Consider the following 24,496-nt stretch of genomic DNA (forward strand, 5'->3'; position numbering starts at 1 on the left):
GGGTGAAGCCCCCGCCGGGGCCGGCAGGTCATGTGCCGCTCCCCGCGTCGGAGCCGAACTCCCAGCCGGGGGTCCGGCCCGCGCTCTGGACCCGGAACTCGCCCATCGACCCGTCGCAGCCCGGGTACTGCACGTCGTTGAAGGTGATCAGCAGCCACCGGGTGCCCTCGCCGTCCGGCACCGGGGTGAGCAGCGGCTGGGCGCACCAGCCGGGGGAGCCGGTCGGCGCGTCCAGCGTGCCGACGGTGGCCGCGGCCATGTCGTAGACCCGGAAGTCCTGTTCACTGCCGGAGAGCATGTACCACTGCCCGCCGACGCGTTGGAGCTTCGTGCCCTCGTGGTAGACACCGCCGTCGTCGTTGCCGCCCAGCACGGTCGCACCGGCGAAGTCCGGCGTCACGGCCCGCGCCACCGTCGGGCCCGCCTGCGCGCGGTAGGCCGCGTACCAGCCGTCGGCAAGGTGTACGACGGAGGCGTCGATGCCGTCCAGCGCGCGGGTGGCGCCCTGCACCACGTGGACCCCGGTCAGCAGGTCGCCCTGCGGCGGGGCGTACACCACGCTCGCCGCCCCGGGATGGACGTCCCCGTCGCCGAACGTGCAGGCGTACGTGTGGAATCCGCTGCCCGCCGGGTCGGCCACCAGCCGGGCCGAGTGGTCGCCGAGGACCCGCCCGTCCCGGTGCACGAATACCTTGCCGACCTCGGCCAGTTGCGTCCAGTCGGCCAGGTCGAGGGTGAAGACGGCGGTGTGCGACGAGACGAAGCCGTTCGTGCCCGCCGCGGTCGCCGTGAGGTACAGCTTGCCGTCGCGGATGTACGGCGCGCCGCCGTCCTCGACGACCAGGTTGGGGTCGCGCAGCCCGGTCCTGCCGCTGTACCCGGCCTGCACGCGGCCCAGCGAGATCGTCCCGGCGTCGCCGCGCAGGCCGAAGGCGTTGCGGTACCGGGGCGCGGCGCCGTCCAGCCGCAGGTCCAGCAGCCCGGCCACGCCCGCGTCCCACACCACGATGTCCCAGCCCGCGCCGGTGTCGGCGATCACGACCCCGGTGTTGCCGGTGTACTGGAAACTGAAGCGGAAGGGCGCGGTGAAGCTCGCCGCGGTGACCGAGCGCCCGGTGAGCACGCCGTCCGCCATCACGTCGATGCCCACCGCCTTGGCGGCGTTGTTGTACCAGCCCAGGACGTAGTTGCGCTCGTCCTGCACCAGGCCCGCGAAGACGCTGTCCTGTCCAGCGGCGTCGCCGATCATCGACTCCACGTCCACCACGACCGTGGAGTACGCGGCGTCCTGCGCGGTCGGCGAGCACAGCAGCGAGTAGAAGGGCCGGTCCGCGCCGACGCTCAGCCGGCCGTCGCCGACCGCGAGGTGCCCGGTGGTCTCGCCCGGGCTCGGCTGGAGCACGTCGTAGCGCGCTCCGGTGTCGGCGGTGAACGCGTCGTCGAGGTTCACGAACGGCGACAGCACCGCGAACGGCCGGTACTTCTGCACCTCGGTGAAGTGCAGGTCGAGCGGCGACAGCCCGGCGGCGCTCGCGGGGGCGGCCGCGACGGCGGACCCGGCGGCGGCTGCGACGCCGGCCGCGGCCAGCAGCTTCACCAGGTCGCGGCGGCCGATTCCGTGCGCGTCGCCGGGGTCCGTGCCGGGTCCCGCGCTCATGCGACCGCCTCCTCGATGACCAGGTTGCCGAGCCCGACGGCGCCCGGCAGGGTCTGGATGTCGAAGGTGACCATGACGTACCGGGTGCTGCCGTCGGGCTGCGGAACAGCGGCGATCGAGGGGTGCGGCGGGTTGCCGAACGGGTAGGCGGGCGCCTGCGGGTGCTCGGCGTCCAGGAAGCCCACGAAGGACAGGTCGGCGAGCCGGTAGACCCTGAAGTCCTTGATCCCGCCCGCCATGACGTACCAGGTGCCGCCCAGTTGGAGGGTGCGCGGCCCCTCGTAGAAGCCGTCGTCGGCCGCGGCGACCTGGCCGCCGGATTCGAGAGCGGCGTCGAAGCGGTACAGCGAGGTACCGGCGACCGGCACCTGCCACGCGCCGTCGACCAGGGTCGGGCACGGGTCGTAGCCGGTCTGGATGAGCCGGCCCGGCACGTCGCACAGGTGGATCCCGGCGAGCGCGGCGCCGGGCAGGTCCGCCACCTCCGTCCCGACGGCGGTGGTCTCCAGGTCCGAGGTGCCCCAGGTGCTGGCGAACACCCGCAGCCCCGGCAGGTCCGGGTCGACCACGACCTTGCCCGCGTGGTCGCCGACGATCCTGCCGTCCCTGCGGACGAACGTCTTGCCGACCTCCACGACGTCGGTGGTGTCCGCGAGGTTGAGCGAGAAGACGCACTGGTGGGAACTGGCCGGGTCGGCGAAGGCCGCGGTCGCGGTGAAGAACAGCCGGTCGTCCTCGATGTGCGGGGTGCCGTCGGGCGCGGTGACGATGCAGGTGTCGCGCAGGCCGAAGTAGCCGGAGTAGCCGCCCCGCACGCGGTCCAGGACGATCGTGCCGTGGTCGGCGCGGGCGCCGAAGGTGTTCCGGTAGGCGGCCGGCAGGTCCTGCGCACGCAGGTCGAGCAGGTCCGCGGTCCGCTGCACCGACAGCACCCGCCAGTCGCCGTCCGCCTCCCGGGCCAGCACGCCCGCGGTGTCCCCCGCGAGGATCAGCCCGAAGGAGAACGGCGCCGCCAGCGACGCGGAGGCCAGGGCGACCGGGTGCAGCCCCCCGTCCGTCACCACGTCGACGCCGACGGTCTTGCTGACGTTGTTGTACCAGGCGGTGACGTAGTTGCGCTCGTCTCTGGCGAGGCCGGCGAAGACGCTGTCCTCGGCCTGGCAGGTGTTCACCATGGACCTGACGTCGACCAGCACGGTGGAGTACGGCGCCTGTTGCGCGGCGCCGGACCGGAGCAGCGCGAAGTACGGCGCGTCGCCGCTCACGGCGAGCGCGCCGCCGCCGGCCGTGAGGGTCCCGGCCGCCTCTCCCGTCGGGTGCAGCGCCTCGTAGCGGGCCGTCGAGTCGGCGTCGAAGCCGTCGTCGAGCGTGACGAACGCCGAGAGGGGCTGGAGCGGCCGGTACCGCTGGGTGATACGGAAGTGCAGGTCGAGCGGGCCCATGGCGTCACGGGACGCGCTGTCGGCCCGGGCCGACAGCTTTCCGAGGCCGGGCAGAAGCGCTCCGGCCGCGAGAGCGGCGAGAACCGCACGCCGGGAGGCAGGCATGGGGGGTCCTTCCTGAGCGTGGTCGCGGGGGTGCGTGCCGGCCGGCGCCCGCCGTGTCCTGCCGGGCGGGCGCCGGCGGCGGTCATGACTGGACGAGGCCCTCGGGGAAGGGCGCGTGGTCCTTGTAGGCGGCGATGTACTGCTTCATCCACTGGTAGTAGAGGTCGCCGTGGCTGCCGGACTGCGCCGGGTCCTGCGGCTCGATGTCCCGGCTGAACGGCTCGTCGTAGTTGTCCACGAACCGCGCCTGGCCGGCCTCGTCCTCGAACCGCATGGCGATCCACTCGTTCCACCAGGTCAGCGTCACGACCTTCGGCCGGACCTGGAACGCCTGCCGCCACTGCGCCTGGAAGGTCCGCCCGCCCTGGCGGCCCACGGCCGTCGGCTCGGTCATGTACGTCTTCTGCAGCGCGGTGCACACGCACATCTGCTCGGGGACGCCGCCGGACATGCCGACGTTCTGCGGTGCGTCCTGGAGGAACGACCACTCCTGCTCGGCCAGGGCCGACTGGAGCCCCCACATCTTGCGTAGGGTGAAGTGCTCGGTCAGCTCGGCCGGCAGGGTGTCCGTGGTGATCAGCAGGGGCTTGCCCTGGTAGGTGACGAAGAGGTCGGAGTACGCGCCGGAGGCGTAGTACGCGTCCCAGGTGGCGCGGCCGGTCGCGGCCGGGTCGGGGTTGGACGCGGGGCTGCCGACCCACGGGACTACGTAGGGGGTCCTGCCGCCCGCGGCGCGGATGTCGCGCCAGGTGTCCAGCAGGATCTTCATGGGCGAGTAGTAGATGTCGTCGGCCCCCGGGTCCGGCGGGCCCTGGATGTTGGTGGCGTCCACCACGATGAAGTCGACCCGGGCCTCGGTCAGTTGCTGTGCGTGGGAGCGCAGGACGGTGGTGTCGTCGGAGCGGGTGTAGCCGCTCGCGGGCCGGCCCCAGTAGTGGTTGGCGTACAGCGGCCCCCAGGCGGGCGGCTGTCCGGTGCTCTGGGCGGTCTTGAGGATCTCGGTGGTGTCGTAGATCGGAAGGTCGGGCCGCACCGAGAGGTTGTGCAGGACGGTGTAGCAGACACCCACCGCGTCCGCGGTGACGTCCAGGTCGAGGGGACCGGTGACAGCGTGCGGGTGCGTCGGGTGCCCTGGGTGGGAGGGGTGCTGCGGCGGGGTGCTGCCTGCTGCGTGCGCTGTTCCGGTGCCCAGGGCCAGTGCCGCGGCGGCTGCGGACGTCCCGCTGAGCAGCGTGCGGCGGGACATGCCGCCGCCGTGGCGCTCGTCGCCGGTCGGGTGCGGCTGCGAGGGTGTCATCTCGGGTGGTTCCTTTCAGGAGCGAGTAGGGCGCGTGCCCGCCGACCGCCGGGAGCGATCCGTACGAGGCGGCCGCGGGCACGGCGGACCGGGCCGGGCAAAGGATCTCGACCGACCTGGTGAAAGGATTCAAGAGACAATGACGTGAAGCCCTTTCCACGTCAATACATTGAGCCGAAATCGATTCAGGGAAGGCGGTGTTGGAAGGCTCGACAGGACTCCCGGCGCCCGCCGGGCCTGGTCAGTCGGCCCAGGCTGCGTTCTGCTCCCAGGTAGCGTCGTCCGTGAAGTGGGCAGGGGCGTCGCTGGGGAGGGGACCGCCGTCGGCGGCGATCCAGACCTCGCTGTCGAAGTGGCGCAGATAGCGGTCGGGGAAGTTGGCCGAGCGCAGCGACAGGTCGTGGCCTGCCAGTCCAGGGACGGCGCAGAAGGTGGCGTCGGCGGCGAACAGCGAGGAGTGGTCGTCGGCGTCCAAGCGGACGCGGAAGTTCTGGTGGCGCAGGTAGGAGCCTGGATAGTTGGTCGATTCGAGCGAGTAGCAGGCGGGGTCGGCCAGGCCCGGGCGGACGGTGAAGGTCGCGTCGAGCAGGGTCGTGGGGTCGGAGGCCGCGGTGACCTGCGAGGTGACGGCCAGTCCGTTCTGGTGGCGCAGCGAGCGGTCCGTGAAGCCGGGCGTGGTGACCCGGAGCGAGACCCGCTGGTCAAGCGGCAGCGTCGCCGCGCCTCCGGCGGAACTGCCCGGTTCGCCGGACGGGACCGCGATCGGCGTGCCCAGTGCGGCCGGTGCGCCGAAGTCCGGGGTACCGTCGGGATTCCAGAGCACCTGCTGGGCGCGCGTGGACCGGTCGCCGCCGCAGCTGCCGGCCGGGTTGGTGGTCGCGTGGTAGGCGTTCCAGGTCTGGGTGCCGTCCGGCGAGGTGAAGAAGCTGTTGTGTCCTGGACCGAACACGCCGGCGGCGTCGTTGCGGGAGAAGACCGGTTGCTCCGACTTCACCCAGGAAGCGGGCGCCAGCGGGTCGCCGCCGGTGAAGGTGAGCATGCCGAGCGCGTAGTCGGGGGTGTGGCACTGGCTGGCGGAGTACACCAGGAACGTGCGGCCGTCGTGCTGGAGTACCTCGGGTCCCTCGTTCACCGGGTCGCCGTTGCGCTCCCAGGCATACGTGGGCGAGGAGATCTTCGTCCGGGCGCCCGAGACCGTCAGCGGGGTGGGCATGGCCGCGATGAAGAGGTCCTGCCCGTCGCCGTCCCAGCCGGACCAGAGCAGGTAGCGGGCGCCGCCCAGTTCGAGCACCGAGGCGTCGATGCCGGTCTCGCCGTCGGTGGTGGTGAGCTGGCCGCCGAAGGCGTACGGGCCGAGCGGGGTCGCGCCGCCCTGCAGGACGAACAGGTGGTGCCGGCCGATATCGCCGTCGTCTGCGGTGTAGTAGAGGTACCAGCGGCCGTCCAGGAAGTGCAGCTCAGGTGCCCAGATGTCGCAGCACCTGCTGGGCGTGCTGTCCCGCCACACCACGGTCTCGGGGGCGTCGTGCAGGTCGGCCAGCCGCTTGCCGGTGACCACGGCGATGTGGTCGACCTCGGTGAACGTCAGGTAGTAGGTGCCGTTCCAGTACGTCAGTGAAGGGTCGGCGGCGCCTTCGCGGATCGGTTCGTTGAAGACGGCGCTGTCGGCGGGCGCGGCCTGCGCGGCTGCCGCGTGGGCGGCCGGGCCCGCCTGCGCAGGCCCGGCGGCTCGGGCGCCGGCCGGGACGCCGGCCATCGCGGCGAGCAGCAGGGCGAGCGCGGCCAGCAGCGTGGGCAGGGCACGTCGGGGGTGCGGTGGGTTGTGGGGGGATGGTGTCATGCCGGTTCTCCCGTCCGGGCCGCGGTAGTCGCCGCGGCGGGTGTGCGGTGTGCGGGGTCAGATCCAGGGGGTGGGGGCGCCCAGGGTGGCGAAGTCGATCGCGTCGATCTCGGCGTAGCAGTCGCCCTTGGCGAAGCGGACCGAGTTCGCGCCCTGGGCGAGAGTCACGTCGACGCCGGTCATCGTCCACGCGCTCCATCCGTACGACGGGTACGCGACCGTGGTGGCGGGGCCGCCGTTCACCGTCAGCAGGTGGGTGCAGGGCGTGCCCATGCCGTTGTCGGCACGCACGTACATCCGGTAGCCGCCGCTGTAGGGCGCGTTGATCGTGTACTGGAGGTAGCTGTCGGGCTGGTCGATATGGCCGGCCTTGCTCCCGCCGGAGGCCGTGGCGTCGGCCGGCCGGTCCGCGTCGGCCACTTCGGCGTAGGCCGGGTTCTCGGCCTCCCACCGTGTGACGGGCGAGGAGACCAGCACGGAGTACCAGCGGGCGGCCATCTTCGAGTAGCCGCCGGCCGTCGGGTGGACGCCGTCGGCGAGGTCGGCCGCGGTCAGCGCGTCGTGCATGGGCACGAAGTGCACGTGCCGGCCCTGGGCGGCCAGCGCGTCGACGACGCCGGGCACCGCCGCGTTGTACGCCTCGGCGCGGGCCTCGGCCGCCGGGTCGGCGAGCGGGATCAGGTCGGACACGAGCACGTCCGCACCGGGTGCGGCGGCGGTGATGTCGCCGATGAGCTGCGAGAGCCGGGCCGGGGCACCCGCCGGGTCGTAGTCCTGGATCATGTCGTTGGTGCCGATGTGCAGCAGCACGGTGCGCGGCGCCGTCGCCTGGACCCAGCCGGTCACCTGGGCGTCGACCTGCTCGATGCGCCAGCCGGGGTGGCCCTCGTGGTCGTGGTCGCCCAGCTGGGCGGGTCCGTTGGACTGCGAGCCGACGAAGTCGTCGGTGTGGCCGTCGGCCGCCAGGTACTGCCACAGGTCGGTGCGGTAGCCGCCGGGAACGTTGAAACCGTCGGTGATGGAGTCGCCGAGCGGCATGATGCGCACGCCGCCGTTGGACTCGGCACGGGCGGCGGGGCCCGCGGCGAGTAACGCGGCGACCGCGCACAGGGCGGCCGTCACGAGTGCGGCCGGACGAAGGGTACGCATGGGACCTCTCCTGGAGTGGGGGGAATTCACGGAGCCCGGGGCGCGGGACGGCGCGTCGGACGGCGCCGCCGGCGTGGCGGGCGGGGGTTGCCGGACGTCGGGCGGGGCTGCCTGGCGGCGGCTACGGGCCCGGCGTGCCCGGGTAGTGCTTGAAGTCGCCGACCCGGTCCAGCGTGATGACCTGCGGGTCGTTGTAGACCCTCTGCAGGAAGTCCAGCGGGTTGGTCGTGCCGTCGGTGAGTGAGTCGCCGGGCCAGGCGACGAAGTACGACCAGTCGGCCTGGTAGGCGCGCATCAGCGCCGGGTCGGGAATGCTGCCGGTCTCGGCCAGGGCGGCCGGCTTGGTGTCACCTGTCAGGGCGAGCAGCCGGTCGTAGGCGGCGCTGACCGGGCCGTGGTCGCCGGCGGGCGGGTAGGAGTCGGTGCTGACCACGTCGACCACGTCGTCGCCCGGATACCAGGCGGGGTCGACGGAGTTCCAGACCCAGACGAGGTTGTGCAGGTGGTTGTGGTTGACCATCCGGTCGTACATCAGCCGGTACAGCGCCTTGGCCGGCCCCGGGCCCTTGGCGCCCCACCAGAACCAGCCGCCCTCGGCCTCGTGCAGCGGCCGCCACAGCACGGGCACCCCGGCGTCCTGGAGCCGGCCGAGCTGTACGGAGATCGCGTCGATGTCCCGCAGCAGCAACTGGTAGTCGGCCGACGAGGGGTCGGCGAGGGCGGCGGCCAGGTCGAAGGTGGTGGCGTCGGTGTAGAAGCCGCGCCACCACTCCTTGCCCGGCTGGTCGATCAGCCCCGAGGGCGCGTTCCAGTGCCAGACGAAGGTGGTGATGCCGCCGCGGGAGTCCCAGTCGAGGGCGTGCTCGACCTCCTGGGAGGAGGCGCCGTGCTCGACGCGGCTGGGGGAGTAGTCCATCATGTCGAACCCGGCGATCGCCGGGGTCTTCCCGACGTTGTCCTGCACCCACTGCACGGCGGCGGCGTCCTGCTGCCCGCTGAGCAGGTCGTGGCCGTAGTGGCCGGCGAGGTAGCGGTCGAGCGAGGCGGCCTCGGGCGTCGCCTGCGGGTCCACCGGCACGCCGCTGACCTGGTGCGGCCCGCGCGGCGGCACCGGGGTCAGGCGCAGGGCGTCGATCGCGTAGTAGCCCCAGTCGTCGCGTACGGTGATCGTGTTGGCGCCCTCGCCGAGCAGCACCTCGCCGGCCGGCGCCTCGGTGAAGCCGGTGTTCCCCGGCAGCGGGACCTCGCCCGCGCCCGCGCCGTTGAGCAGCAGCGAGGCCTTCTTGTCGCCGGACGGGCAGCTGTAGCGAAGGGCCAGCTGGTAGAGGCCCGGCGCGGCGGTGACCGTGACGGTGACGCTGTCGTCCGCCGCGTCGAAGCCGTCGACGTAGCCGGTGCCGGAGTAGCCCGGCTGAGCCGTGGAGACCGTCGTCCCCACGAGGGCGCCGTCCTCCGCTTCGTAGACCTGTCCGGTGTCGTCTGAAACGATATTCAACCCGCTGCCAGGTTCCGGGAGGGCTCCGGCGGTGGCCGGCGGAGTGCCCGCGAGCAGCAGCAGGAGCGGCAGGAACAGGGCTGCGACAAGGGGCCGGAGCCGGGGGAGAGGGTGCATGGGGGGACCTCCTCGACGGGGTGGAAGCGCTCCCATGACAGGTGCACAACGTTATACATGTCAATAGCGAGGACCGGATTGCATCGCCCGCTGCCGCTGAAAATCAACGATTCCCGAGCCTCCTCGCGGCTTTACAGCGTTGTACATCGGCGCCCTCTTACCCCCGTCGCCGGCCGGCGGTTCCGGGTGAGCGGACTGACTCGTTCCGGTGGCGGCGGGGTGCGCGGTGGCGAGACTGTCCCAGGTGCATCGGCGACCTGTGTGAGGAGGCTTGACGGGTGGCGTGGGGGGCGGATACGTTCGTGAAGTTGAATTGTTTCAATCGACTTCAATCGACTCGGCGCCCCTTCACCCCGGGCGGTCGGCCCCGGCGCACACTGTCGTCAGGGGCCGCCGAGCCGCCCTTGTGATCCCTTTTGCGATCCCCGACAGCCAGGAGCCAGCCCCCGTGAACGCCTCGCGGTCCGACCGCCCCTCCACCGCGAGCCCGCTGCGGCCCGTCGGTCTCACCACGGAGCGCCAGACCGAGCCGCTGGGCATCGACGAGGCCCACCCGCTGCTGGGGTGGCGGCTGGAGGGCGACGGGCGTGGCCGCGCCCAGAGCGCCTACCGGGTGATCCTGGCACTTGAGGGCGACCCGGCGGCCGGCGGCACCGTCCCGGTGTGGGACACCGGCTGGCAGACCTGCGACCAGAGTGTCGACCTGCCCTACGCCGGGCCGCCGCTGCCCGCGCGGACCCGCTGCCTGTGGCGGGTACGGGTCGCCGACGAGAACGGCGTCCACTCCGACTGGAGCGAGCCGGCCGCCTTCGAGACGGGTCTGGCCCCCGGTATGCCCGACGCCACCGGCGCCTTCGAGGCGGCCTGGATCAGCGCCCCGGGCGAAGCCGAGAGCGCCGCACGGCCCGACCTCGACACCGTCGACGGCGAGCACGACCTGTACCGCATCCGCGCCGCGGCCGCTCAGGCGGCGGCGGGACGGCAGCGCTCCACGGTCTTCCGCACCCGCTTCGCGGCCAGGCCCGGCGCGGTGCCCGCCGCGGCCCGGCTGCTCGCCGCGGCGGGCAGCGGCACCGTCGAGGCGGTGCTGAACGGGGTGCCCGTGCCGTGCGACGGCGAGCCGTCGCCCGCGCTCGCCGACGCCCTGGGACAGTCCGTGGACGGTCGGCACGTGCTGGCGGTCCGCGTCACGACCGCCGACGGGACCGTTCCGTACCTGACCGCCGCGCTCACCGACGGCACGCAGCGGCAGCGCCCGGGACCGGCCGTACCGCACGCCGCCGCGACCGCAGACTCCTGGCGGGCGGTCCGGCTCGGCCCGGACGACGACACGTGGGCCGACCCCCGGGCCGACGACGCCGACGACACCCGGTGGCCGCGCGCGGTGGCCGACGGCCGCAACGGCGACGCCCCGCACGGGCGGGCCGCTGTCTCCCACCGCCCCAGCCCCCACCTGCGGCGCGACCTCGACCTGCCCGCGCCCGCGGTCAGGGCGCGGCTGTACGCCTCCTCGCTGGGCGTGCACGAACTGCGGATCAACGGCGTCCGCGTCGGCGACGAGGAACTGGCCCCCGGCTGGACGGACTACGACCACCGCGTCGGCTACCGGGCGCACGACGTCACGCACCTGCTCGTCGCAGGTCCCAACACCCTGGCGGCAGTGCTCGCCGACGGCTGGTACGTCGGCAACCTGTGCATCTTCGGCAACCAGCACTACGGCGCGGTCCGCGCGTTCGCCGCCCTGCTGCTGGTCGACCACGCGGACGGCACCACGACCACCGTGGCCACGGCGGCCGACGGCCGGTGGCAGGCCGGGTACGGCGCGGTGCGCTACGCGGACCTGCAGAACGGCGAGGTCCACGACGCCCGCCTGGAGCCCGCCGGGTGGGACACCCCGGCCGGGCCGCCGCCCCCCGCGGCCGCCTCCGCCGGAACACCCGCACCCGGTGACGGTGCGGGTACGGCCGGCTGGGTGCCCGCCGTCGCCGCCCCCACGCGCCCCGGCCTGACCGTCGTCGCCGCCCTCACCCCGCCGATCCGCGCCCAGCGCGAGATCCCGGCGGCGACCCTGCGCACGCTGCCGGGCGGACGGCTGCTGGCCGACTTCGGCGAGAACCTGGCCGGCCGGGTGCGGATCGAGGTGCGCGGCCCGTCCGGTTCCCGGGTCGTGCTCCGGCACGCCGAGGCGCTGCGCCACGACGGCGAGCCCTACACCGAGAACCTGCGCACCGCCCGCGCCACCGACGAGTACGTGCTCCGCGGCGATCCGGACGGCGAGCGCTGGGAGCCGCGATTCACCACGCACGGCTTCCAGTACTGCGAGCTGACCGCGCTGCCGCCGGCGGACGGGGGAGAGCCGCCGGCCATCGCCTCGGCCACCGCGGTCGCGCTGTGGGCCGACATGCCGGCCACCGGCGACTTCGCGTGCTCGCACGAGGGGCTCACCGCCCTGCACGGCAACATCGGCCGCTCGCTGCGCGGCAACTTCCTGTCGGTGCCCACCGACTGCCCGCAGCGCGACGAACGCATGGGCTGGACCGGCGACATCCAGGTCTTCGCCCCGACCGCGGCCTTCCACCACGACATCCGCGGCTTCCTGCGCGGCTGGCTGCGCGAACTGCGCGGCGCCCAGCACCCCGACGGCGCGGTCCCGCACACCGTGCCCGACATGTTCCGGCGCGCGGTCCCCGACGCGGAACGGGCGAGCGCCGGGGGCGCGGCGGGCTGGGGAGACGCGGCGGTGACCGTACCGGCCGCGCTGCTGACCGCCTACGGCGACCGCAGGGCCGCCGCGGAGTCGCTCCACTCGATCGCGGCCTGGCTCGACTACCTCGACGCGCACAGCGAGGGCGGCCTGCGCCCGGCCGGCGGCTTCGGCGACTGGCTCGCCCTCACCGACACCCCCACCGACCTGGTGGCCACCGCCTACCACGCGCACGCGGCACGTACCGCGGCCGCGCTGGCGGCGTCGCTGGGGGAGGCCGCACGTGAGAGCGCCTGGTCGGCCACCTACGCGCGGGTGCGGGCGGCGTTCAGGGAGCGCTGGGTGGGCGGCGGCGGTGTGCTCCACCCGTCCACGCAGACCGCGTACGTCCTGGCCCTGCACGTCGGGCTGCTCGACCCGTCCGAGCGGGCGGCCGCCGCCGACCGGCTCGCCGACGAGATCGCCTCCCGCGGCCACCACCTGACCACCGGCTTCCTCGGCACCCCCTGGCTGCTGGACGCGCTCACCGACGCGGGCCGGGTCGACACCGCGCACCGGCTGCTGCTCCAGGAGACCTACCCGTCGTGGCTCTACCCGGTCTCCACCGGTGCGAGCACGATCTGGGAGCGCTGGAACTCCTGGTCGGACTCGACCGGTTTCGCCGACGCGTCCATGACCTCCTTCAACCACTACGCCTACGGTGCCGTCGGCGACTGGATCCACCGCCACGTCGGCGGCTTGGCCCCCGCGGAGCCCGGCTACCGGCGGGTGCTGGTCGCGCCCCGGCCGCCGGACGCGGTGGCGTCCGCCGAGATGTCGCTGCACACGGGACACGGCACGGTCGCCGTCGCCTGGAAGCGCGACGGCACCGCCTTCGACCTCGACCTCCGGCTGCCGCCGGGCGTCACCGCGGAGGTACGCCTGCCGGAACTGCCCGGTGCCCAGGGCGAGCTGACGGAGTCCGGCACCGCGGCAGGACTGGCCGACGGCGTAACGCTGCTCCCGCCGCGGCCCGGCTGCGCGGCGGTCGCCGAGACCGGCTCCGGCAGCTACCACTTCCGACTGGCCTGAGCGGGGGGCGGCTCCGGCCGCCCCCGCAGGTCCGCACCGCCCCACCCGACAGGAGCGACACCCCCGATGCGCACGAACGCCGTCCCGGTGCGGGTCACCGGCTCACCCACCGCCCCGACCCCGTCCAGCCCGCTGCTCTACGGGCAGTTCATCGAGCTGGGCTACGGAATCCAGACCGAAGGGATGCGGGCCGAGCTCCTCTTCAACCCCGGCTTCACGCGCTTCGCGCCCTACCGGGGCATCTGCCTGGAGTGGTTCGACCTGCTGGTGGACCGCGACGACCCGGCGAAGGGCTTCCACACGGACTGGTCGGTCTTCGACTGGTACCACTCCGGCTACGAGCACAACGCCTGGTTCGCCGCCCCCGGGCCGATGCCGTCGCGCGAGGTGCTCCCCGAGCGGACGTACGTGGTGCCCAACTCGCCGTCGTGCCTGGTCCGGCTGGAGCGCTCCGACACCGGTGAGCGGCGCGGCGCCGGCCGGCTGCGGATCCTCAACGAGGACCCGCAGCAGTGGGCCGGTGCGGCCCAGCGCGGGCTGCGGCTGCGCCCCGGCGGACGGTACCGGCTGCGGGTGCAGCTGCGCTCCGCGGGCGAACCGGTGCCGGTGGAGGCGCGGTTGTACCGTGAGGGCGACTGGCGCAGCCCGCTGGCCGTCGCCGACCTCGGCACCGCAGGCGCCGAGGCCGCCGTCCGCACCGCCGAACTGCACATGCCGCCCGGCGGCGGCGACGAAGGACCCGGCGGATCCACCGTCCTTGCGGTGCTGGCGCCGCCCGGGGCCGTCGTGGACCTCGACGAGGTGTCGCTGACCACCGAGGACTCCTGGAACGGGTGGCGCCGCGAGGTGGTCGAGGAACTGCGCCGCGTCCGTCCCGGCATCATCCGGTGGACCGGCGGCTGCACCGCGTCCTTCCACGACTGGCGCGAGGGCGTCGGCCCGGTGGCCGAACGGCCCGCCCTGCCCGGCTACTTCTGGGGCGGGCTGGAGGACAACTGCATAGGCACCGCCGAACTGGCCGCTCTCGCCCGGGAACTGGGCGCGGAGTCGATGGCCTGCGTCAACCTGCACCACCCCGACAAGCGGCACTGGGAGTGGCGCGGCGGCGGCGTGCGCCACGGCCACGACCTGCCCGCCTTCACCGACCCCGAGCAGGGTGTGCGCAGCGCGGCCGACTGGGTCGCCTACTGCAACCTGCCCGCCGACGGCGAGGACGCCCACCCGATGGCACGGCTGCGCGCCGAGCACGGGCACCCGGAGCCGTTCGCGGTCCGCTACTGGGAGATGGACAACGAGCCGCTGCGCTGGTTCACCCCCGAGGAGTACGCGCGGACCGTCGTCACGTACGCCACCGCCATGCGGGCGGTGGACCCGTCGATCCGCATCGGCCTGGTCAGCTACGGCTGGGAGAAGTGGGATGACGGCACCCCGGCCTCGGTGCTGCCCCTCCTGCTGGAGATCGCCGGCGCACACGTGGACTTCCTCGCCGACCGCGGTTTCGGCGAGGAGGACCTGGAGCGCAAGCTGGCACACCTGGAAGCCTTCAACCGGGAGCACGGCACCGACATCCGGTACTGCAACACCGAGTGGCTGGCCTACGACGGCGTCGCGGACGCCACCAACCGGCGTGAGACGTTCGGCGCCACCAAGTCCGAGCTCTTCGCCAGCTGGCGGTACGCGCTGAACATCGCCCGCCACTTCCTGATGTGGCAGCGCTACGGCGACCGCGTGGACTTCGTGAACTTCAACAACCTCGCCAACACCCACGGGCAGAACGTCATCGACACGCCCAAGGAGGGCGTCCGGCTCTCCGCCGCCGGCCTGGTCTTCGAACTGCTCACCGAGCTCCCGCAGTTGAGCCCGCTGCGCAGCTCCGGCCTTGAACCGTCCACCGGCGCGGAGCGGCAGGTGCAGTGTGCCTGGGACGCGGACGGCGAACGCCTGGTCGTCACCGCGGTCTCGCTCGCCGACGAGGACACCGCGGTGTCGATCGACCTGTCCGCCCTCGGCCGCGGGTTCGCCCGCGCGCAGACCACGGTGCTGTCGGCGAAGGGGCCCTGGGCCGCCGAGCGGTTCGGCCGCCCCGAGGAGATCAGCCGTACGGCCGCCACCGGCCCTGCGCCTGCTGAAGGGGAGGCGCTCGCACGGGACCTGCCGGCCTGGTCCCTGGTGACCGTCGTCCTGTCCTGACCGGACCCGCCGTCGGGCTGTCGCAGCCCGACGGCGGGTCACCGCTGCCGCGATGCACCAACGACCGGCATTCGGCACGGCGGTTGACCGCCGTGCCGGTGCCGGTGTTGGTTGCTGCCCGCGCGTGCCTACGGGTAGCGGGTGTCCAGCAGCAGCGTCGGGGTGCTGCGGCCTGCCCGGTACTGGTCGATCAGGTGCCGGGTCAGGGTGAGGTAGTAGAAGCCCCACCCGTCGGAGTTCGGGCCGTCGAGGGTGGTGAGCTTCGTCGGCTCGATGTCGTTGCTGCCCGCGACGCTGAACTGGTCGGGGGAGCCGAACTCGTTCCACTGCTGGACCAGGGCGAGTTCGGGCTCGTAGTCGTAGACGCCCTGCACCTGCCGCACCAGGGTGGCGCCGGACATGCGCAGCTGCGCGTCCCAGTTGCCGTAGGCGCCGTAGTACTCGTTGCCGCCGTGGGACACCGCGGCGCTGACGAACTCCGCGCGCTGCTGCTGCAGCCCGAAGAACCCGATCCAGCCCACCGGCGGCCCCTCGGTGCGGTTGCTGACCACCTCGAAGACGACCTTGCGGCCCTTGAGTTCGGCGACGTTCCACTGCCGGACCATGAAGTAGGTGTCCGTGCCCGGCGGGGTCGCCCAGCGCAGCACCTCGCCGCTCGCCGCGTCCTTGAGCATGTACAGGTTGCGCGCCCCGGTGTCGGGCACCTCGGCAGTGATGCGCGCCGCCGGGTCGGTGCCGATCGCGTTGAAGGACAGCACGTCCTCGGTGACGGTGAACGGGTCGCTGGTCAGCGTCCCGGTCTGCTGCGGCTGCCCGTCGGCGGGCTTGGTGGAGACGAAGTCGATGTCCGGCACACCGGGGTAGGCGGCGTTCACCGGCATCCGCGCGACCTTCCACGCGGGGTCTGCCGTCCAGCCCTTGAGGCCCTTGGAGAAGTCGCTGACCGGGGTGGCCGCGCCGTCCGCGTACGCCGAGCGGTCCAGCCACGACCACTGGCCACCCGGGTTCAGCACGATCTCCCGGTAGGCGCCCATCCAACGCACCGTGAAGTCCGGGTCGGTCCAGGTCGGCGGCTCGGTCCAGCGGGCACCGGTGAACACCGTCAGCAGCGGCTTGCCGTCGTACTCCATGAACAGCGGGCGCAGCCGCGGGTCTGCCAGGTACTTGGTCTTGATCCGGTCGATCTGGGCCTTCCAGTTCGCCGAGTCGCCGGCCGTCCCGTTGTCCAGGCCGAGCAGCAGCACCACCTGGGGGCGCTTCTTGAGGCCCGCGTAGACATCGAGCAGGTCGTCGGTGCCCTTCATGATCTTCTCGGCAGTGCCGTTGTCCCAGTTGCCGCCGAGGTTGTTCGACCAGTCCACCAGGATGAAGTCGTACCCGGCCCACAGGATCCACTGGGCGTGCTGGGTGATGACGTGCGGGTCGCTGGAGTCGTAGCGGCCCAGCAGCGGTTCCGCCTCGGTGGTGCCGAACTGGTTGACGTTCTTGGGCCCGAACCAGGTCTCGTAGCCGATCCCGAAGCGGGTGCGGCCGCGGTTGCCGCTCGCGGCCGACCTGCCGCGGGCGGCGGCACCGGTCAGCCGGGTCCCTTCGGGCACGGGCGGGGCAGAGCCGGCGTGGGCGGGCTGAGCGGCTGCCGAGCCCGCTCCCGTGCCGACCACGGCGGCTCCCGCGGCCAGTGCCGCGGTACCGCCCATGAGGAGGTTGCGCCGGCCCATGCCGGACGGGCGCGGTGAACTTTCAGTCATAGGAACTCCGAGGAACGCGCGCACCCGGAAAGGGGTCCTGCGCAGTGCGCTTGGACCGTCCGAGCGGCTGTAGAACGATTCATTGAGTCGCAGGGAACCCTGACGCAGCTCCTGTCGGGCGTCAAGACATCTGCCGTGATTCGCTGTGAAGCCCCCGTACCTGTGCGGGTTTTCCCTGCATCAATGGGTGGATTTCACCTGCGGGAACACCCGGGGGTGTGATGGCCGGAGACGGTTGACGCGGGTCCCGCATGACTCGCATGATGGTGAATGCTTTCATTACGAGACGGAGTCAGCTCATGCCGCGCTACTGCCTGCAAGGTCGGATCCGCCCCGACCGGATCGACCTCTACCGCAGCCGGCACCGGGAGGTGTGGCCGGAACTGCTCCACGCGCTCGCCGACGCCGGCTGGCGGGACTACCGCCTGTTCCTCGCGCCCGACGGGCTGCTGGTCGGCTTCGTCGAGGCCGACGACCTGGACGCCGCACAGGCCGCCGTCGCCGCCACCGAGGTGAACACCCGCTGGCAGGCGGAGATGTCGGACTTCTTCGTCGGCCTGGACGGAGGCGCCCCCGACGACGCCTGGACGCTGCTGGAGCCGGTCTTCGACCTCGACGAGCAGCTGGCCGCCGCGTCCTCGCCGGCACCCGTCGCGCTGCGTACCGAGGACCACCGCGCCGGCGACCACGAGGTCGCGGGCGGACCTGCGGCAGGCGTAGCCGAGGGCCGCGCCCTGCCGGTCGCCGGCAGCGCCCGGCCCCGGCTGTCGTGGACCGTGCCCCTGGTCCGGCAGGGGCAGCGGCAGACCGCGTACCGGATCCTCGCCCACCGCGCCCCCGGGCACGTGGCGCAGGACCCGTCGGGGGCGCCCGCCCCCGAGGCCGAGGCGGTCTGGGACTCCGGCCGGATCGAGTCCGACCGCACCGCCCACGTCCGCTGGGACGGCCCGGAACTCGCGCCGCACACCACGCTGCACTGGCAGGTGCAGGTCTGGGACGAGCGGGACGAGCCGTCGCCCTGGTCGGCGCCCGCCACCGTCGTCACCGGGCCGCTGGGCGCGGCCGACTGGAACGCCGAGTGGATCGAGCTGGAACCCGCCAGGGCCGTTCGCACCGAGTTCGACCTGGATCCCGCCCAGGTCCTGCGGGCACGGCTGCACCTGGCCGGCCACGGCCTGCTGCGCGCCTACGTCGACGGCCGCCCGGTCAACGCCGACGCCAGCGACCCCTCGCGTACCGCACTGACCCGCGCCGCCGCCCGCAGCTACGACGTCACCGCGCTGCTCGCCGCCGCCCCCCGCCACGCGCTGAGCCTGGCCGCGGTCGTCGGCCACTACCGCGAGGTGCTGGACCGTCCGCAGCTGCTCGCCGAACTGGTGGTGGAGCTGCGCGACGGGCGCCTGCTGTGGGTCGGCACCGGCCCGCACTGGCTCCAGGGCCCGACGTCCGTGGTCCGCGAGGAGACCTTCTACGTCGAGGAGCACGACGCCCGGATCGACGACGGCTGGTCCCGGGCCGGGTTCGACGTCGACGGCTGGGAGCCGGCCGCTCCCGCGAGCGCCGCACCGGCGACCGTCGTCCCCGACGCCGGGCCGCCGGTCACCGTCGTCGAGGAGGTGCGGGCCACCCGCACCGGCGCCCCCGGCCACGTCTTCGACCTCGGGCGCAACATCGCCGGGCGCAGCCGCGTCGAACTGCGCGGCGCCGCCGCGGGCACCCGGGTGGAGATCGTGCACGGCGAGAAGCTCGACGCGGCCGGCCACGTCGACACCCTCAACATCCGGCTGCCCGGCGACGTCGACCGCGAGCGCCAGGTCGTCGCGTGGACCTGCGCGGGCGGCGCGGACATCGCGGAACCGTGGTTCGCGGTGCACGGATTCCGCTACGTCGAGGTGCACGGCGTGCCCGACGGCGTCACGGTCGCCGTCACCGGAAGGGTGCTGCACTCCGACGCGCCGCCCGTCGGGCGCTTCGGCAGCGACGACCCCCGGCTCGACCTGCTCGTCGACGCAGCCCTGCGCACCCAGCTGAACAACACCCACGCCCACCCCGAGGACTGCCCCACCCGCGAGGCGGCCGGCTGGACCGGCGACGCCGCGGTCTCCGCCGAGGCGGCACTGGCCCACCTCGGCATGGCCGGCGTCTACCGGCACTGGCTCGACGACGTGGCGGCCGACCAGCGCGCCGACGGCGGCATCCTCGGCGTCTCACCGCACCTGCTCGGCGAACAGCTGCAGCCGGCCGACCCGGTGTGGGGCGCGGCCATGACGGAGATCCCGCTCCAGCACTGGCGGCACGTCGGCGACGAGTCCCTCGTCGAGCGGCTGCTGCCCGCCATGCGCCGGTGGTGCGACTGGCAGCTGGGCACGCTGGTCGACGGCGTGGTGCGCCGCGCGGGCATCAGCTTCGGTTCGGACTGGCTGGCCCCCGAGCGCACCCCGCCGGTGATGCTCCAGACGGCGGCCGCGCTGCGCTCCCTGCGGGCGCTCGCCGAACTGGAGTCGGTGGCCGGCGACCAGGACGAGGCCGAGCGGCGCACCCGTGAGGCCGACGCGCTCGCCGCGTCCGCCCGCGCCGCCCTGTACGACCCGGTCACCGGCGACTGGGCCAACGCGAGCCAGGGCTCCGCCGCCTTCGCGCTGACCGCGGGCCTGGTCCAGGACGCCGAGCAGGCAGGACGCCTCCACGACCACCTGCGGACCGACGTCGCCGCCCGCGGCGACCGGGTGGCCAGCGGCTTCTCCGCCACCCAGGCAGTGGTCCGCGCGCTCGCCGACGCCGACGGCGGCACCGCCGTGCTGGCCGCGATCCGGCAGCCGGAGCAGCCCGGCATCGGCGCGATGCTCGTGGACGGCCCCGGGACCCTGTGGGAGACCTGGTGGATCGACGACGCCAACGCCGGTGTCGCCTCGCTCGACCACATCGGACTCGGTGCGCCCTTCGCCGCCTGGGCCTGGACGCACGTGGCGGGGCTGCGCCCGCTCACCGGCGGATACCGGCGCTTCGCGGTGGCACCCGCGCTGGCCGGCCCGGTGGGCCGCGCCCACGCGGCGGTCGAGACGGTCAGGGGCCGCATCGACTTCTCCTGGAAGTACGACGCGGGCACGCTCACCGCGACCCTCGAGGTGCCGGTCGGCGCGACCGCGCAGCTCGCCCTGCCCGCAACGGGCGCCGAGCAGATCACCGTCGACGGCGTCCCGGCGTCCGAGCACCCGTTCGCGGTGCCCACCGCCACCGGCCTCGACCTGCCCGCCGGGCGCTACCTGCTGGCCGCCGGCGGCGTGCCGGCCGCCGTGGCGGCGCCCGCCGTCGCCGCCGTGCGGGACGTCCCGCCGGGCGGCACGGCCAGCACGGCCGTGCTCGTCCCCGACGGCGCCGGGTCGCTGACCGCCGCCATCACCCCCGGCTGGACGGCTCAGCTGACCGGTGGCCGGGTGGAGATCGGGGCTCCCGCGGACGCGGCACCTGGCAGCACCGCCCGGCTGGCGCTGCTGGACACCGCCGGCGCCGAGGTCAGCCACCGCACGGTCCGCGCCGGCCGTTCCGGCCGCTGGCTCTCCGACGGGACCCTCGCCGAGGGCTGGAGCGCCGACGGCGACGCGGAGCTGGAGGTCATCGACGGCACCTTCGTGTGCACGCCGGTCTTCCACGCCCCGCTGCCCGGCCCCATCCTGCACGTCGGCGGCCCCGATCTGGCGGCCGGCGCCGAGCGCTGGGCGCGGCTGCCGCTGCCGGAGGGCGCCGACCTGACCGACGCCGCGTTCGCGTTCGCCGAGTTCGACCTGTGCCTGCCGGGGCCGATCGGCCGCCAGGTGGTGCCGGTGCTGCGGCTGACCGCTGCCGACGGCAGCACCGTCGAGGGCACCGAGCGGCTGCTGCCCGCGTGCTGGAACCGGGTGAGCGTGGACCTGGCCGGCTGGGCGCCGCGCACACGTGTGGTCGAGGTGGCGGTCGGCGCGCGCTGGCTGGACGTCCACGACACGGCCCGCGGCCCGATGCTCCCGCTCGACGGCGACCTGAGCCCGTTCGCCTTCCGAGTCGGCCGGGTGGGCTGGACGAGCGCTCCGCGGACCTGGTGAGACCGTGCGGCCCGCACCGCCGGCCACCGGCGGTGCGGGCCGCACCCGTATTCCCGCGCCGCGGCCGCCACCTGCTGCCCGGCACCCGCCGGTCCCCGCTCACGCCGGTCCCCGCTCACGCCGGGACCGGCTCACCCGCGACCGGCGGTGGCCGGTCGCTCCGCCGCTTCTGACCGGCGGAGGTACGCGGCCGCCCGCATCCCGCCGGGCTGCCCGGCCGGAACCGCCATCGCACCCCAGCAACCCTCATCACAGCAAGGGAACCCCATTGAGCACGATCGCCAATCCGGTGGTGCGCGGCGTCGCGCCCGACCCGTCGATCTGCCGCGTCGGCGGCGACTACTTCCTCGCCACCTCCACCTTCGACTTCCTGCCGGGGGTGCGCATCCACCACTCCACGGACCTGGTCCACTGGCGGCTGCTGGGCGGCGCGGTGACCAGGCCCGCCCAGTACCGCCGCGACGGCCTCCCGGGTGAGGTGATGCTCTACGCCCCCACCCTGCGCCACCACGAGGGCCGGTTTCACCTGGCCTGCACGAACGTCGCCGACGGCCAGGGCAACTTCCTGCTGAGCACCGACGACCCGGCCGGACCCTGGTCCGACGCGGTCTGGGTGGACAGCCACGCCTTCGACCCCTCGCTGCTGTTCGCCGACGGCACCTGCTACTACACCCGCCGCACCCTGGCCCCGCTGCCCGACGGGCGCCTCGGCCCGGTCGTCCAGTACGAGATCGACCCCGCCACCGGCGCCGCCCTCGGCCCGATGCGCGAGCTGACCCCCGACTACGCGGGCTTCAGCTCCAACGACATCGAGGGTCCGCACCTGTACAAGATCGGCGACTGGTACTACCTCTTCAGCGCCGAGGGCGGCTCGTGGAAGGGCCACATGCAGACCTGCGCACGCAGCAGGTCGCCCTGGGGGCCGTTCACGCCGTGCCCCGACAACCCGGTGCTCACCCACCGCCACCGCGTCGGCCACCCGATCCAGACCCTGGGCCACGCCGACCTGGTCGACGCGCCGGACGGCTCGTGGTGGGCCGTCGCGCTCGGCACCCGGCACCAGGCCCACGGCGGCTTCGTCTACCACCACAACCTGGGCCGCGAGACGTTCCTGGCGCCGGTGGAGTGGAGCGATGACGGCTGGCCGGTGATCGGCGCGGGCGGCACCGTCGAGCTGTACACCGAGACAGCGCGCCCGCTGCCGTCGAACCCGGCGAGCAGTGTTCGCGTACCGGAGACGATCTGGGCGTACGGCTGGTCCACCCAGGGCATCCCCGCCGAGGGCCTGTCCGGTGACGCGGCCGCGGGCACGTTCACCCTGCCCTACGGGCGTCCGTTCGACGCCGAGGACCGCTCGGCCGGCGTCGGCGCCCTCTTCCTGCCGCAGCAGGAGGACGGCGCGACCTTCACCGCGGTGCTCCAGGACCCGGCCCCGGCCGGCGCCGAGGCCGGTGTCGCGGTGCACGCCTCGGCGCACCACCACTACGCCCTGCTGGCCGGGACCGGCCCGGACGGCGTCCGGCAGGCGGTGCTGCGCCGCCGGGTCGACGACATGGCCACCGAGCAGCGCGTCCCGCTGCCCGGCGCGGGCGCGGTCCGCCTGCGTATCGAGGCCGACGCGGAGCGCTACACCTTCCTGGTCGCAGCGGACGGCGAGGAATTCCGCACGGTGGGGGCGGGCGTGGCGAGGCTGCTGTCCGCGGAGACGGCCGAGGCGTTCGTCGGCTGCCAGTTCGCACTGGTGGCCGTCGGCGGCGAGGGCACCGACCTGCCCGCGGCCCGCTTCGGCGCGGTCGCCGCCACCTGGAGCCGGCCGTGACCGACCCTCCGGAATCCGAGAACCCGCACCGCTCCCGCCGCGCCGTGGCCGTCGCCGCGGCCACCCAGATGATGGTCGTCCTGGACACGGCGGTGCTCTCGATCGCCCTTCCCAGGATGGCCGCCGACCTGTCCATCGGCACCGGCTCGCTGCCGTGGGTGATGAACGCCTACGCCCTGCCGTTCGCCGGGTGCCTGCTGCTCGGTGGGCGCATCGCCGACCTGATCGGACCGGTCGCCACCCTGCGTATCGGCCTGGCCGTCTTCGCCGCGGCCAGCCTCGGCGCGGGGCTCGCCCCCTCCTTCGGGGTCCTGCTGGTCTGCCGGGCCTTCCAGGGGCTGGGCGGCGCGCTGCTGTCGCCGGCCAGCCTGGTCCTCCTGACCCGGTCCACCTCGCCCGGGACCGAGCGTGACCGGGCGATCGCGGTGTGGAGTGTGACGGCGGCGATCGGCGCGTCGGCGTCGGCGCTGTTCGGCGGTCTCCTCACGCAGACGCTCGGCTGGCGCTGGGTGCTGCTGATCAACGTGGTGATAGCCCCGCTGCTCGCTGTCGCGGGCCGCGGCGCCCTGCCGCGCCGGCACCCCGACGAGCAGCGGCCGCGGGGGCTCGACGTACCCGGGGCGGTGCTGTTCATGATCGCCTTCGCCGCGCTCGACCTGGCCGCCACCGTGGACGGCGGCGGCGGGCAGGCGGTGCGCAGTGCGGTGGCGTGCGGTGTCGCAGCGGCCGCGCTGGTCGCGCTGGTGGCCGCCGAGCGGCGCTCCCGGCACCCGCTGCTGCCGCTGCACCTGCTGCGCTCGCCGAGGGTGGCGTACACCAACGCCTCCGCCGTCATGCTGCTCGCCGGCAACGCGACGACCGGCTACTACACGACCCTCTACGCGCAGGACGTGTGCGGCCTGGCGCCGCTCACGACCGCCCTGTGGTTGCTTCCAGGTACCGTCATAGGGGTGCTGACCTCGCGAAACGTACCGCGACTCGTCCTTGCCTTCGGCGAGCGCAACTGCCGAACCGCAGGACCGGTGCTCGTTGCGCTCGCCCAACTGGGCCTTGCCGCCTGCGTGTACGAGCGGGTCCCGTTCCCGGCCCTGATCCCCCTGCTGGTGGTGATGTCGGTCGGCGGCAGCATCGCGGTGATCACGCTGACGGCATCGGCCACCCGCTCGCTGCCCTCGCACCAGGCGGGGCTGGCCGGCGGTCTGATCACGGCGTCCGGTCAGAGCGGCGGGTCGATCGGGCTGGCGGCGCTGACCGGCGCGGCGGCCGCGCTGACCACCACCGCGGGCGCCGCGTCGGCGGCCGGGCGCGCGGACGCGGTGGTCCAGCAGACAGCCGTGGCGCTGCCGCTGGGGTTCGTACTGACCCTGGCGGCGACGTACCTGACCCGCCGCATCCCGCTGGGCGCGGCGACGTCGGTCACCCCCGTGGGCGCCGTCGCTACGGCCGAGACACCGGATCGACGTTCGTGATGCTCTTGAAACAATTCAAACATTTCCCGTGGCTGGGGTGGTGTAGCGGTGACGGAGTGGATGCGGCTGTGATCCACGGGTACCCGAAAGTCCGCTGGTCACGGTCGTGCAACCCGCTTGGATCACGGGATGTGCGCGCTGAGCGGTTACCTGGCGGCAACCTATTGACATGAGGGAAACATTGCGACATCTTCAATGAAAGCTTTCACTGCGAGCTGCATGAGGCACGCGGGGACCCCGCGGAGGCGGCGTTTCCGCCGAAGTCCATGAGCTGCGGCGGCCCTTGGTCCCGACGCCGTGACAAGCACATCCCG

Annotated in this window: 12 protein-coding genes; 5 read left to right on the forward strand and 7 right to left on the reverse strand. The window is 73.7% G+C overall.

Translation table 11 applies throughout. From position 1 onward, the window contains the following. Positions 1 to 28 precede the first annotated feature (28 nt). The 6 genes from ACQPW6_RS29175 to ACQPW6_RS29200 all read right to left on the reverse strand — a co-directional run bounded on the left by ACQPW6_RS29175 (position 29) and on the right by ACQPW6_RS29200 (position 8,985). Positions 29 to 1,657 carry a hypothetical protein gene (locus tag ACQPW6_RS29175; protein ID WP_433892673.1) on the reverse strand — a complete coding sequence of 543 codons (1,629 nt, stop codon included), beginning with the start codon at positions 1,655 to 1,657 and terminating at the stop codon, positions 29 to 31. After that, entirely contained in the window at positions 1,654 to 3,204 is a 1,551-nt protein-coding gene (locus ACQPW6_RS29180) for a hypothetical protein (RefSeq protein ID WP_433892674.1), read from the reverse strand. Before ACQPW6_RS29180 ends, ACQPW6_RS29175 begins: the two co-directional genes overlap by 4 nt. Before the next feature lie 82 nt (positions 3,205 to 3,286). Next, positions 3,287 to 4,501: a hypothetical protein gene (locus ACQPW6_RS29185; protein ID WP_433892675.1), complete on the reverse strand. Its 1,215-nt coding sequence runs from the start codon at positions 4,499 to 4,501 to the stop codon at positions 3,287 to 3,289. 241 nt (positions 4,502 to 4,742) lie between these two features. After that, entirely contained in the window at positions 4,743 to 6,341 is a 1,599-nt protein-coding gene (locus tag ACQPW6_RS29190; protein WP_433892676.1) for a family 43 glycosylhydrolase, read from the reverse strand. A 57-nt stretch (positions 6,342 to 6,398) separates the two neighbouring features. Further along, positions 6,399 to 7,490 (reverse strand): GDSL-type esterase/lipase family protein, encoded by a 1,092-nt coding sequence (locus tag ACQPW6_RS29195; protein ID WP_433892677.1) that lies wholly within the window; start codon positions 7,488 to 7,490, stop codon positions 6,399 to 6,401. A gap of 121 nt (positions 7,491 to 7,611) precedes the next feature. Continuing rightward, positions 7,612 to 8,985, reverse strand: a complete 1,374-nt coding sequence (locus ACQPW6_RS29200; protein ID WP_433892678.1) for a glycosyl hydrolase — start codon at positions 8,983 to 8,985, stop codon at positions 7,612 to 7,614. 565 nt (positions 8,986 to 9,550) lie between these two features. Here ACQPW6_RS29200 and ACQPW6_RS29205 point away from each other — a divergent pair. Both ACQPW6_RS29205 and ACQPW6_RS29210 read left to right on the forward strand, forming a co-directional pair. After that, a complete protein-coding gene (locus tag ACQPW6_RS29205; protein WP_433892679.1) occupies positions 9,551 to 12,877 on the forward strand; it encodes a family 78 glycoside hydrolase catalytic domain in 3,327 nt (1,108 codons plus the stop codon). A 66-nt stretch (positions 12,878 to 12,943) separates the two neighbouring features. Next, positions 12,944 to 15,067 carry a hypothetical protein gene (locus ACQPW6_RS29210; protein ID WP_433892680.1) on the forward strand — a complete coding sequence of 708 codons (2,124 nt, stop codon included), beginning with the start codon at positions 12,944 to 12,946 and terminating at the stop codon, positions 15,065 to 15,067. A 128-nt stretch (positions 15,068 to 15,195) separates the two neighbouring features. On the opposite strand, the gene ACQPW6_RS29215 is transcribed toward ACQPW6_RS29210, so the two are convergent. Continuing rightward, on the reverse strand, positions 15,196 to 16,815 hold the full coding sequence (locus ACQPW6_RS29215) for a hypothetical protein (RefSeq protein WP_433892681.1): 1,620 nt from the start codon (positions 16,813 to 16,815) through the stop codon (positions 15,196 to 15,198). Between the two features lie 299 nt (positions 16,816 to 17,114). On the opposite strand from ACQPW6_RS29215, the gene ACQPW6_RS29220 reads away from it, so the two are divergent. From ACQPW6_RS29220 to ACQPW6_RS29230, 3 genes are all read left to right on the forward strand, one after another. Then, the gene (locus ACQPW6_RS29220; protein ID WP_433892682.1) at positions 17,115 to 20,894 is read left to right on the forward strand and encodes a family 78 glycoside hydrolase catalytic domain; all 3,780 of its coding nucleotides are present in this window, start codon (positions 17,115 to 17,117) and stop codon (positions 20,892 to 20,894) included. Between the two features lie 268 nt (positions 20,895 to 21,162). Further along, positions 21,163 to 22,713: a family 43 glycosylhydrolase gene (locus tag ACQPW6_RS29225; RefSeq protein ID WP_433892683.1), complete on the forward strand. Its 1,551-nt coding sequence runs from the start codon at positions 21,163 to 21,165 to the stop codon at positions 22,711 to 22,713. Next, the gene (locus tag ACQPW6_RS29230) at positions 22,710 to 24,182 is read left to right on the forward strand and encodes an MFS transporter (RefSeq protein WP_433892684.1); all 1,473 of its coding nucleotides are present in this window, start codon (positions 22,710 to 22,712) and stop codon (positions 24,180 to 24,182) included. The genes ACQPW6_RS29225 and ACQPW6_RS29230 overlap by 4 nt, the downstream gene beginning before the upstream one ends. The last annotated feature ends 314 nt before the right edge of the window (positions 24,183 to 24,496 follow it).

This window comes from Streptomyces sp. CA-111067 (genome assembly GCF_050956065.1).
In the GTDB taxonomy this organism is placed as follows: domain Bacteria; phylum Actinomycetota; class Actinomycetes; order Streptomycetales; family Streptomycetaceae; genus Actinacidiphila.

Bases quoted from the DNA above. Each gene is read 5' to 3' on its own strand.
- ACQPW6_RS29175 (WP_433892673.1), bottom strand. From the start codon at position 1,657: ATGAGCGCGGGACCCGGCACGGACCCCGGCGACGCGCACGGAATCGGC.
- ACQPW6_RS29180 (WP_433892674.1), bottom strand. From the start codon at position 3,204: ATGCCTGCCTCCCGGCGTGCGGTTCTCGCCGCTCTCGCGGCCGGAGCG.
- ACQPW6_RS29185 (WP_433892675.1), bottom strand. From the start codon at position 4,501: ATGACACCCTCGCAGCCGCACCCGACCGGCGACGAGCGCCACGGCGGC.
- ACQPW6_RS29190 (WP_433892676.1), bottom strand. From the start codon at position 6,341: ATGACACCATCCCCCCACAACCCACCGCACCCCCGACGTGCCCTGCCC.
- ACQPW6_RS29195 (WP_433892677.1), bottom strand. From the start codon at position 7,490: ATGCGTACCCTTCGTCCGGCCGCACTCGTGACGGCCGCCCTGTGCGCG.
- ACQPW6_RS29210 (WP_433892680.1), top strand. From the start codon at position 12,944: ATGCGCACGAACGCCGTCCCGGTGCGGGTCACCGGCTCACCCACCGCC.
- ACQPW6_RS29215 (WP_433892681.1), bottom strand. From the start codon at position 16,815: ATGACTGAAAGTTCACCGCGCCCGTCCGGCATGGGCCGGCGCAACCTC.
- ACQPW6_RS29220 (WP_433892682.1), top strand. From the start codon at position 17,115: ATGCCGCGCTACTGCCTGCAAGGTCGGATCCGCCCCGACCGGATCGAC.